An 11359-nucleotide genomic window follows, 5' to 3' on the forward strand; every position below is an offset into this window, starting at 1 on the left:
GCCCGCGGCCGACACTTCTCGATATGCACAAGAAGCCTTGTGCAAATACTCTTGTGCATCTATCGTGGTCGACATGACGACCGAACCCGACCCCGACGGCATCCGCGACATCGTCGAGGTCGACGTGCTCAAGGCGTTCACGCATCCACTGCGCAACCGTCTCTACGACCTGCTCGCGATCGACGGGCCGGCGACGGTGTCGATGCTCGCCGAGAAGGCGGGCGTCGCGATCGGCAGCGTCAGCCACCACCTCGGCATCCTGGCGCGGGCGGGGCTCATCGTCGAGGCGCCCGAGCTCGCCCGCGACGCACGCGAGCACTGGTGGCAACGGGCGCAGCGGGGCATCCGGTGGTCGTCGACCGGGTTCACCGACCCCGCCGCCCGTACCGTCGCCGACTCGATCGAGCAGCAGATGCTCACGCAGCAGCGGGATCAGGCGCGGCAGTGGCTCGACGAGCGCGACGACCGGCCCGAGTGGGCCGCCGTCGCCTTCGCCCACCAGTCGCGACTGTGGCTCACGCCGGCCGAGATGACCGAGCTCGGCGAAGCGATCGAACAGGTGCTGCGTTCGTTCGCCGGTCGCGACCCCGAGGGGCGGGAGGCCGTGCTCGCCATGGCGCGCGCGTTCCCGAACCGGCCATGAGCGTCGAGCAGGCGGCCGCAGCCGCCGAGACCGCGCCCGCCAAAGCCGCGCCCGTCGAGACCGCGCCCGCCGGATCCGCGGGCCAGGCGAAGCGGACGGGCGGCCTCTGGCGCAATCGCGATTTCCTCCTGCTGTGGGCGGGGGAGGCGGCGTCGGTCACCGGCGCCGGCATGACGAGCGTGCTGCTGCCGCTCCTCGCCGTGCAGCTGCTCGACGCATCACCCACGTGGATGGGCGTCATCGCCGCGGCCACCTGGCTGCCGTGGCTCGTCGTCGGGCTGCCGATCGGGGCGTGGGTCGACGGTCGTTCGCCGCGTGCGGTGATGATCGGTGCGAACGCGGTCTCGATGCTCGCGTACGTCTCGGTTCCGGTCGCGGCGGCGCTGGGGATGCTGCAGCTCATGCAGCTCGTGATCGTGGCGCTCGTCGTCGGCACGGCGACGATCGCGTTCCGGGCGGCGTACGCGAAGCTGGTCGTGCGCATCGTCCCCGAGCGCGACCGCGGCCTCGCGAACAGCGTGCTGTTCGGCACCGAGAACGCGGCGAACACGGTCGGGCCCGGGCTCGGCGGGCTCATCGGCCAGCTCGTCGGGCCGGTGCGGGCGATGCTCGGCGAGGCAATCGGCCTCGCGATCTCGCTCGTCTGCCTCGTGGTGATGCGCCCGCATCCGGTCGCCGCGCCCGCGCGGCGCGAACCGCTGTGGGCGGCGGTACGGACGGGTCTCGGCGTCGTGTTCGGCGACCGGATGGTGCGGTTCTTCGTGCTGCAGGGCGCGGTCGCCAACTTCGGGCTCATCGGCCAGCAGGCGATCCTCGTGCTGTGGCTGAGTCGCGATCTCGGGCTCGACGCCGCCACGATCGGCGCCGTCTTCGCGGTCACGTCGGTCGGCGGCATCGTCGGTGCACTCGCGGCGCCGTGGCTCGGGCGGGCGCTCGGCGATGCGCGTGCGATCACGATCATGCTCACCATCGCCGGGCTGATGCTGCCGCTCCTCGCCTTCGCGGCGCCCGGCCCGATCCTGTGGGCGGTCGTCGTCGCCGACGCCCTCGCCGTGGCGGGCATCGTCGCCGCGAACGTGCTGCGTCGCACGTGGATCCAGTCGTACGTGCCCGAGCACCTGCTCGCGCGGCAGAGCACGAGTGCGCAGCTCGTGAACTTCGCGGGCATGCCGGTCGCGGGCGTCCTCGCGGGCCTCCTCGCCGAGTCGTGGGGGCCGGCGCCCGTGATCTTCGCGATGGGCCTCGTCGCGCTCGCGGCGAATGCGGTGTCGTGGTGCCAGCCGTGGCTGCGGCGCCGCGACCTTCCTCGCTCGAACGCTTGACGTACTACGGCACACGTAGTACGTTCGAGGCACTATCCACGTGCGCTCGAGGGGGCCGCCATGATCAGTGCCGACGCGATCCGCGGGTACATCGACCTCATGGTGCTGTCGTTGCTGCGCCGGCGCCCGTCCTACGCGTACGAGCTCGCGCAGCAGATCCATGCCGTGACGGGTTCCGAGTACACGATCAAGCAGACCACGCTCTACTCGGCCGTGAAGCGACTCGAGTCGAGCGGTCTCGTCACCTCGTACGCCGGCGCCTCGGAGTCGGGCAAGCCACGCACCTACTACCGCATCACCGCCGAAGGGCTCGATCACCTCGAGTCGAAGGTCGCCGAATGGCGCGACACGAAATCGGTCGTCGACCGGTTCATCGAAGGAGTCGAAGCATGAACGTCATCACCGCCTACCTCGAGACGATGTTCGGCGCGTACCCGCAGACGCCGCGCATGGCCGAGGCCAAGGCCGAGCTGCACGCGATGATGGAGGACGCCTACCACGGTTACCTCGCCGACGGTCTCTCCGAGAACGAGGCCGTGGGCCGGGTCATCACCGAGTTCGGCAACCTCGACGAGCTCGCGCCACAGCTCGGCATCGCTGCCGAGATCGCGCCCGCCGCCGTCACCGGTGGCGCAGGGGCCTCCGCCCGGCCCGCTTCCGCGCGCTCGGTACCCGCCGCGCCTCCGGTCACGCTCGACGAGGCCGAGCGGTACGCCGCCGCGCGGCGCACCGGCGACCCGCGAATGGCCATCGCCGTCGCGCTGTTCGTGATGTCGCCGGCTCCGCTCATCGCGCTCGCCACGCTCAGCAACGGGGCGACGTTCGGCCTCGGCCAGCAGGCCGCCGTGCTCACGGGCCTCGTGTGCCTGCTCGTGATCGTGGCCGTCGGCGTCATGATGCTCGTTCGCCGAGAACAGCAGCTCGCACCGTTCGCCCGCCTCGCGGCCGGGCGGTTCACCCGATCCGTCGCCGTCGACCGATGGGCCGACGCGCTCGTCGCCGAGGCGGCCCCGAAGCGGGCGGTCGCCCTGCAGGTCGCCGTCGGGCTCTGGATCCTCGCGGTCGGCCCCGTGCTCGCCGTGAGCCTGCTCGCGCCGCCCGCGGTCGCGAACGTCTGGATCGGCGTCGCCGTGGCTGGGATGCTGCTCATCATCGCGACGGGCCTGTTCGTGTTCCTCCGCGCGAACTGGGCGGCGTCGACCGCCGAGACGCTCACCCGGGGCGGTTCGACAGCGACCCGTGGCGCCGACGATGAGCGCAGCATCGTGGGCGTGGTCGCCGCGTTCTACTGGCCGGTGGTCGTCGCGGTGTTCCTCGGGTGGAGCTTCATCGGCAACGCCTGGTACATCTCGTGGGTGATCTGGCCGATCGCGGCGGTGCTCTTCGGCGCGCTCGCCTCGGGGCTGCGCGCGATCGACCGCTACCGCGCCGCCGAGTAGCCCGCGCTCCGCGAACGGCGGCGCGCGGCATCCGCGGTTATCGGCCCGACCACGGGGGCGGCCGGTACCGTGAGCACATGAGCGGTCATCCTGGCGAACGACCAGCCGGCGCGCACCTGCCGACGACCGAGGTCGGTCAGCCGTCGACGATCGCCGTGCGCGGCGCGCGCGTGCACAACCTGCGCGGCATCGACGTCGACCTGCCACTCCGGGCACTCGTGGGCATCGCCGGCGTCTCGGGCTCGGGCAAGTCATCGCTCGCGATGGGTGTGCTCTACGCCGAGGGGTCGCGCCGCTACCTCGAGGCACTCTCGACCTACACCCGCCGTCGCATGGCACAGGCGCCGCGTGCCGCCGTCGACTCCGTCGAGCACGTGCCGGCGGCGCTCGCGCTGCGTCAGCGGCCGGGCGTGCCGGGGGTCCGCTCGACGTTCGGCACCTCGACCGAGCTGCTGAACGTGCTGCGGCTGATGTTCTCGAGACTGGCCGCCCACGTGTGCCCGAACGGGCACCGCGTGCCGCCCACGATCGATGTCGCCGCCGAGGTGCCGTTCGCCTGCCCGGTGTGCGGTGAGCGCGTGCAGCCGCCGGGCGCTGAGGACCTCTCGTTCAACGCCGGTGGTGCCTGCCCGACGTGCCAGGGCACCGGGGTCGTGCGCACCGTCGACGACGCGGCCCTCGTGCCCGACCCGTCGAAGACCATCGACGGGGGAGCGGTCGTGCCATGGCAGATGTTCGGGTTCAACGTGCAGCCCGACATCGCCCGCGAGTTCGGCGTGCGCACCGACGTGCCGTGGCGCGACCTCACCGACGCCGAGCGCGACATCGTGCTCGCCGGACCGGCCGAGAAGAAGCACATCACGGTGACGAGCCGCAAGGGCATCCACGAGCTCGACTTCACCTTCCGCAACGCGAGGCTCACCGTGACCGAGGAGCTCAAGCGCGCCCACGACGAGAAGCGCCTCGCCAAGGTGAGCCGCTTCCTCACCGAGGGGGTCTGCCCCGCGTGCGGCGGCACCCGGCTCAGCCCGGCGGCCCGCACGCCACTGATCGGCGACCTGGGCCTCGCCGACGTCACGGCGATGACGCTCGACGACGTGGTCGCATGGGCGCCAGGCGTGCCGCCGTCGCTGCCGAGCGAGATGCGGGCGATGGCGGTCGCGCTCGTCGACACCCTGCTCGCGATGGCCGGGCGACTCGTCGAGCTCGGGCTCGGCTACCTCTCGCTCGACCGGGCCGGCGCCACGCTGTCGACGGGTGAGCGGCAGCGTGCGCAGCTCGCGCGCGCAGTGCGCAACCGCACCACGGGCGTGCTCTACGTGCTCGACGAGCCGTCGATCGGCCTGCATCCCGCGAACGTCGAGGGGCTGCTCGGCGTGATGCGCGACCTGCTCGCCGACGGCAACTCGGTGGTGTTCGTCGACCACGACGTGCAGATCCTGCGCGAGGCCGACTGGCTGGTCGAGATCGGCCCGGGGTCGGGCACGGAGGGCGGCGCCGTGATCGCCGAGGGGCCGCCCGACGGGCTGGCCCCGGCCGCGCCGGCGCCGATCGCGGCCGCTTCCGCCGCGGCCGCTTCCGCCGCGGCCGCTTCCGCCGCGGCCGCTTCCGCCGGGGGCGCTGCCGCCACGGATGCCTCCGCCCCGGACGGGGCGAAGGGCTCGCGGCTCGCCGGGTTCCTGACCGGAGCCGAGCCCGTCGTCGTCCGTGATCGCGCCAAGCCCGAGACGATGTTCGACCACGGTCGCATCCGGCTCGAGACTGCGGCCATTCACACCGTGCACCCGCTCGAGGTCGAGTTCCCGCTCGGCCGGATGATCGCGGTCACCGGGGTCTCGGGTTCAGGCAAGACGACGCTCGTGCTCGACTCGCTCGTGCCCGCGCTCGCGGCGCACGAGCGCTCCGTGCTCACCGCACCGGTGCGTGCGCTCGCCGCTCCCGACGACGTGAAGGTGCACGTCGTCGACGCGACCCCGATCGGGATCAACGTGCGCTCGACCGTGGCCACCTACTCGGGCGTCATGGACGACCTGCGCAAGGCGTACGCCGCCCCCGACGCTGCCCGCGGCACGGGGCTCACCGCCTCGGACTTCTCGTACAACACGGGTTCGCTCGCCTGTCCACGGTGCGACGGCACGGGCGAGATCTCGCTCGACGTGCAGTTCCTGCCCGACGTCGACATCGTCTGCCCCGAGTGCGACGGCAGTCGCTTCGCGCCCGCGGCCGACGCGTACCGGCGCGACGGGGTGAGCCTGCCCGCGCTGCTCGGGTGCACGGTTCGCGAGGCGCTCGCGTCGACGACCGACCTGCCGCGCGTGCACAAGCGGTTGACCGCGTTCGACGAGCTGGGACTCGGCTACCTGACGCTCGGCGAGGCGACCCCGGCGCTGTCGGGCGGCGAGGCGCAGCGGCTCAAGCTCGTCAGCGAGATGCATCGCAACCAGGCCGATGCGGTGTTCGTGCTCGACGAGCCGAGCGTCGGCCTGCACCCGCTCGACGTGCGCACCCTCATCCGAGTGCTGCAGCGCCTCTGCGACCGCGGCGCGACGGTGATCGTGATCGAGCACGACCTCGACCTGATCGCCAACGCCGACCACGTGATCGACCTGGGCCCGGGCGGCGGGGTCGAGGGCGGCCGGATCGTCGCGGTCGGAACGCCCGACGACATCGCCCGCGACCGCTCGTCGGTCACCGGCCGGTATCTCGCTCGGCACCTGGGGCTCGCCGGCGCCTGAGCGGCGACGCCGCGCGACCGCGGCGCGGAGGCATCCTCGATCGCCCCCGCCCCGCGGACGCGCGTACGCGTCAGCTCAGCGCGACCGCCTTCGCTGCGCGCTCGCCCGACTCGACGGCCCCGTTGAGGAACCCGTAGTACGCGACGCTCGTGTGCTCCCCGGCGAAGTGCACGTTGCCCTCGGGCTGCGAGCCGACGCCGAACAGCTGCGTGTACTGGCCCGGCCGCTGGCACGTGTAGGCACCGTGCGACCACCGGTTCGCGTACCAGAAGTCGCGGTAGCTCCTGCCCGTGTATGCGGCGCTCACGCCCGGGAAGATCGGCTCGAGCTGCGCGAGGTACGACGACACCTGCGCCGCGGGCGCGACGCCGAACGGCTGGCCCGACCACGACTTCACCTGGTCGCCCGAGGGGAAGAAGTTGTACACGCCGATCGGCAGCGGGTGCGAGGCGGTGTCGTCCCAGCCGCACTGGAACCCCGACGCGTTCGTGTACGCGGCGCCACCGTAGCCCTGCTCGACCCACGGCCGGTGCGAGACCTCGACGTGCAGCTTCGCGTTCGCGCCGAGCCCGAGCTCGTCGATCGCCCGGCGGGTGAGCGCCGAGAAGCCCGACTGGCTGAGATCGCACTCGCGCAGTGTCGTGAACGGCAGCGCGAGGATCACCCGGTCGAACGTCTTGTCGACGGTCTGGTTGCCGACCTTGAAGCTCAGCCGCACCGTGCCGTCGGCGTTGCGCTTGACCGCGACGAGCTCGTGACCGTACCGCGCAGTGCCGGCCGGCAGCTCGGCGAGCATGCGCGTCACGATCTGGTCGTTGCCGCCGCGCACGACGTACTTCTCGTCGGCGCCGTTGATGGGGGAGAGGCTGTTCTGCGAGTTCCAGCCGAGCAGGTAAACGAGATTGAGCGCGGACTGCTCGTGCGACTCGAGCCCGTATTCCGCCATGACGTTCGACCGCATGAGCTTCGCGAAGCGGCTCGACAGGCCGCCCGGCACCTTCGCCGCGAGCCAGTCGTCGACGGTCATGCCGTCGAGCGCGACGCCCGCCGTTGTGTGCGAGTCGTACGTCTGGCAGTACGGCGCAGCCGCGAGGTCGGCCTTCATCGCCTGGTAGACCTGCCCCCAGTCGTCGTTCGCGTCGTCGTAGGGGTAGTCGGCGCCGTCGATCCAGTACTTGTCGACCCACCCCTGGTAGCTGCCACCCGCGACGACGTCGATGCTGAGCCCGAGGTTCGCGGCCAGGTTGCGGATCGCGTTGTGGTCGGTGTTGATGAGCGCGCCGCCGTGCTCGACGACGATGCCGTCGTCGAAGTGGTCGCGCAGGCTGTAGCAGCGGCCGCCGGCGCGGGCGCTGCCCTCGAAGAGCGTCGCGGCGATGCCCTTCGTCTTCCAGAGCCAGTGCGCGGCTCGGGTGCCGGCGAGGCCGGCGCCGACGATGCCGACGCTCGGCGCCGGGGCGGGCTTGGCCGCCGCGGCCGCTGCCGGCATGGGTGCCGAGGCCAGTGCGAGCGCGGCGCCCGCGCCGGCGATGCCCGCGACCCTGAGGGCGTCGCGTCGGCTGGGCGGCGGCTTCGGGTGATCGGCGGCCGCGGCGCGGGCCTCGGCGGCTTCGCCGAGCACGTCGTCGACGGGGATGCCGCGCCGGTCGGCTTCGCCGTGGGCGCGGAGGATCGAGCCGATCCGGGCGGTGAGCGGCGTGGTGCCGCGGGGAGTTGCCTGCATGAAGAACCTCGCTGTTCCGAAATGGGTGGAGCGGTGCCGTACATGGAGCAATGGTGCGATGCCGTGGACGTCGGCGAACCGATCGTCGGGGGGGCGGGCGCGGCATCAGGCGCCCTGCATGACCTCCTCTCGCGAGAGGAGCCGGTTCGCGACGAGCTCGCCGACGAGTACCTCGGCGAGGATCGCGACGTCGGGGTCGTCGTCATGGCGGTGGCGCACGACGAGCTCGGCGCCGGGCAGCTCGTGGCCGACCGCGGCGAAGCGCGAGCCGCGAGCGGCCATCCATTCGAGGGCCTGGTCGTCCCATGCCGAGCCGGCGAACACGAGGGCGCGGTAGTCCTGCGTCTTCGTGAGGTACACGTCGACGTGCGACCAGTCGCCCGTCTCCGACGCGAAGGCGCCGACGCGCGGCACCTCGCGCAGCATGAGCGCCGACTGCTGTGCACTCGAGAGGCGCTCGACAGGAGCGAGGGCCCACGCGCCGTCGGGCCCCGCGACCAGGCTCGTGAGCGGGTCGAGCCAGTCGGTGGAGGCAGTCAGCAGCTCGGCCGACGCGGTCGCGGCCCGGCGCAGCACGGCGGCGTCGAACCTCGCCGATGCCGCGGGGCGCAGCGCGTGCAGCACGGCGTCGACGACGGCGAACGTGGCACGGAACGTGCGGCACGCGACGCCCGACGCCTCGGTTCCGGCGACGAGCGGCACGACGACATCGGCGTGCTCGCCGAGCGCCGAGTCGGGCCGGTTCGTGATCGCGACGAGGCGCCCGGTGCCGCGATAGCGCTCGACGGCCCGCAGCACCTCGACGCTGCCGCCCGTCGCCGAGACGGCGACGACGACGAGACCCGGCGCCGGCCGCGGAAGCAGCTCGCCGCTCGCGAGCTCGACGACGACGTTCGCACCCTCGGCACGGTGGCGCCGCGCGACGACGTCGGCGGCGTAGCGGCTCGAGCCCATGCCGACGACGAGCACCCGGTCGACACCCTCGCGGGCGAGTGCGGCCACGGCGTCGAGTCCCGGCAGTCCGGCGTCGATCGCGTCGGCGAGGGCGCCGAGCGACTGGGGGATCAGCTCGAGGTCGGTGCGGAAGGCGGTGGTGTCCACGGGGTCTCCGGGTGGTCGTCGGTCGGGGAGTGGCGATACGTGATGGCGGCGTCGGGCGCGTAGCGCCACACCGGCAGGAACCGGTCGGCGTAGTGGAGTTCTGCCGCGAGCTGCTCGGCGCAGAACCCGCGCACGAGCGCCTCGTCGAAGAGCTCGGGGCGGGTGAGCCCGCCTCGGTATGCCTCGAGGAAGGCGCCGCGGGCGCGGTCGGCCCACGCGAAGGCGCGGTCGTCGGCGCGGCCGAGGCGGCGCTGCGCGACGGCTGCGACGAGGTCGAGCGAGACGAGCAGGTGGGCGACGTCGCGTGCGGCCGCGTCGGACCGCTCGCGGTCGTCGGCCGACAGTTGCGGGTCGCCGTCGAAGTCGATGACGGTGTACTCGCGTCGGCCGTGGCCGTCAGGCGCGGCGAGCACCTGCCCGAGGTGCAGGTCGCCGTGGATCGGGAACTCGAGGCCGGGGGCGGTGCCCTCGAGCGACCGGATGTCGCGGGCGAGTGAGGCGCGTCGGTTGTGCAGCCTCGCACCGGTCGCGCCGTCGGCGGGGTCGGCGGAGGCGAGCGCCCGCGCCAGCGCGTCGTCGGCGCGGGTGAGGCGGGCGGCCGGCGCCGCAGCGCCCGACGACGTCGCGGTCGCGCCGAGCACGTCGTGGATGCGCGCGACCCGTGCGCCGAGGAGGGCCGGCCACTCGGGTTCGGGTCCGCCGTCGAGGACGGCGACGACGTCGGCCACCGCCCAGGTCCAGCCGTCGTCGGCACCGGGCAGGTAGTCGGTCACGATCGCGAGGGTCGAGGTGCCGAGATCGGGATGCCGCCAGCCGACGCTGCCGACCAGTCGCTCCACGCCCTCGGTGCCTGCGGCGGCGAGCCGGTCGAGGAGCAGCGCGGAGCGGTCGGCCGCGGACCACCGGCCGACGATCTTCACCATGAGGCGCTCGTCGACGATGACCGAGACGTTCGTCTGGTCGACGGTGATCGCCCGCTCCGAGGCATCCTCGCCGATCTCGGGGCCCGCGACCGCGCGGGCGAGCGCACGGGCGAGGCCGTCGCCCGCGGCAGCGCGCCGGCCGTCGACGAGCACGGCGCCGTCGTCGCCGACCGAGAGCACACGGCCGCCGACGACCGGTCGCACACCGTCGACCGTTGCATCGCCACTGATGATCGAGTTCATTGAATTCGGATTATAACTATTCGGTGAAGCCCGCTCCAGTACTTTGTACCGGGCATTGCCATTTCTTGATGAGCGATGCAACAATCGCTCAACCTTGTCCACTGTTGCAGGAGGTTTCCCATGCGTTCGACCCGACGTCTCGTCGCCGCCTCGGCCGGCACGGTCGCACTCGCACTCGCCCTCACGTCGTGCGCGTCGGGCGGTGGTGACACCGCCGGCGAGACGCTCGACCCCGACGCCGATCTCAGCAAGCAGTCGCTCACCGTCTCGATCTGGTCGGACTACTATCCCGAAGACCTCGCCGAGCAGTTCGAGCAGGCCACCGGCGTGAAGACGACGATCGTCAACCACACCACCAACGAGGACATCGTCGCGAAGCTCACGGCGAGCGCCGACTCCGGCATCGACGTCGCATTCATGTCGGGCCAGTACGCGCAGGCGCTCGGCGAGCAGGGGCTGCTCGCGAAGCTCGACAAGTCGCTCATCCCGAACGAGGAGAACCTCTATCCCGAGGCGACCGAGCTCGCCTACGACGAGGGCAACGTCTACTCCGAGCCGTACGCGTGGGGCACGACGGGCCTCTGCTACCGTCCCGACCTCACGGGCTTCGCCCCGACGTCGTGGAACGACCTGCTGAACCCGAAGCCCGAGCTCGAGGGCAAGACCACGATGCTCTCGACCGACCGCTGGCTCGCGATGCCGGCGCTGAAGGCCGCCGGCTACTCGGTCAACACGACCGACGACGCCGAGCTCGACGAGGCGAAGGCGCAGCTCCTCAAGACGAAGCCGACGCTCCTCGCATACGACGACACGACGTTCTACTCGAAGCTCGTCTCGGGCGAGGCCGCGATGGTCGAGGCGTGGGACGGCTGGTGCAACTACGGCATCGCCGAGAACCCCGACATCGAGTTCGTCGTGCCCGACGAGGGCGCCGACCTCTGGGTCGACACGATGACCGTGCTGAACAGCTCGAAGAACAAGGAGGCCGCGATGGCCTTCGTCAACTACATCCTCGATCCCGAGGTGCAGACCTGGGTGGCCGAGAACATCCTCTACAAGGTGCCGAACCAGCAGGCCATGGAGGCGCTCGACCCGGCGCTCGTCGAGCAGTACCCGACGCTCGGCATCTCGGTCGACGACCTCATGAAGCAGGAGGCGATCGTCGACCTCGGCGACGACACCACGAAGTACGTCGACCTCAACGCCGAAGTGCTCGCGACCAACTGACGC

General features: G+C 72.0%; 9 protein-coding genes. 6 read left to right on the forward strand and 3 right to left on the reverse strand.

Annotation, left to right across the window (positions count from 1 at the left end; all coding sequences use genetic code 11):
- The first annotated feature begins 73 nt into the window (after nt 1-73).
- The 5 genes from MUN74_RS16140 (at nt 74) to MUN74_RS16160 (ending at nt 6139) form a co-directional block, all read left to right on the forward strand.
- Nucleotides 74-643, forward strand: coding sequence for an ArsR/SmtB family transcription factor (locus MUN74_RS16140; RefSeq protein ID WP_244853577.1), 570 nt, complete (start codon nt 74-76; stop codon nt 641-643).
- The gene (locus MUN74_RS16145; RefSeq protein WP_244853578.1) at nt 640-1965 is read left to right on the forward strand and encodes an MFS transporter; all 1326 of its coding nucleotides are present in this window, start codon (nt 640-642) and stop codon (nt 1963-1965) included. Before MUN74_RS16140 ends, MUN74_RS16145 begins: the two co-directional genes overlap by 4 nt.
- A gap of 60 nt (nt 1966-2025) precedes the next feature.
- Nucleotides 2026-2358 (forward strand): PadR family transcriptional regulator, encoded by a 333-nt coding sequence (locus tag MUN74_RS16150; protein WP_244853580.1) that lies wholly within the window; start codon nt 2026-2028, stop codon nt 2356-2358.
- Complete coding sequence (locus tag MUN74_RS16155) at nt 2355-3404, forward strand: permease prefix domain 1-containing protein (protein ID WP_244853581.1); 1050 nt, start codon at nt 2355-2357, stop codon at nt 3402-3404. The genes MUN74_RS16150 and MUN74_RS16155 overlap by 4 nt, the downstream gene beginning before the upstream one ends.
- 77 nt (nt 3405-3481) lie before the next feature.
- A complete protein-coding gene (locus MUN74_RS16160; RefSeq protein WP_244853582.1) occupies nt 3482-6139 on the forward strand; it encodes an excinuclease ABC subunit UvrA in 2658 nt (885 codons plus the stop codon).
- Nucleotides 6140-6209: 70 nt separating this feature from the next.
- On the opposite strand, the gene MUN74_RS16165 is transcribed toward MUN74_RS16160, so the two are convergent.
- From MUN74_RS16165 to MUN74_RS16175, 3 genes are all read right to left on the reverse strand, one after another.
- Nucleotides 6210-7862, reverse strand: coding sequence for a flavin monoamine oxidase family protein (locus tag MUN74_RS16165; RefSeq protein WP_244853583.1), 1653 nt, complete (start codon nt 7860-7862; stop codon nt 6210-6212).
- 105 nt (nt 7863-7967) lie between these two features.
- Complete coding sequence (locus MUN74_RS16170) at nt 7968-8963, reverse strand: SIS domain-containing protein (RefSeq protein WP_244853584.1); 996 nt, start codon at nt 8961-8963, stop codon at nt 7968-7970.
- Entirely contained in the window at nt 8927-10129 is a 1203-nt protein-coding gene (locus MUN74_RS16175) for a hypothetical protein (protein WP_244853585.1), read from the reverse strand. The genes MUN74_RS16170 and MUN74_RS16175 overlap by 37 nt, the downstream gene beginning before the upstream one ends.
- Nucleotides 10130-10249: 120 nt before the next feature.
- Here MUN74_RS16175 and MUN74_RS16180 point away from each other — a divergent pair, with 120 nt between their 5' ends.
- Nucleotides 10250-11356 carry a polyamine ABC transporter substrate-binding protein gene (locus MUN74_RS16180; protein ID WP_244853586.1) on the forward strand — a complete coding sequence of 369 codons (1107 nt, stop codon included), beginning with the start codon at nt 10250-10252 and terminating at the stop codon, nt 11354-11356.
- Nucleotides 11357-11359: the final 3 nt, after the last annotated feature.

Origin of the sequence: Agromyces sp. H17E-10 (assembly GCF_022919715.1) — a bacterium.
Taxonomy (GTDB): domain Bacteria; phylum Actinomycetota; class Actinomycetes; order Actinomycetales; family Microbacteriaceae; genus Agromyces.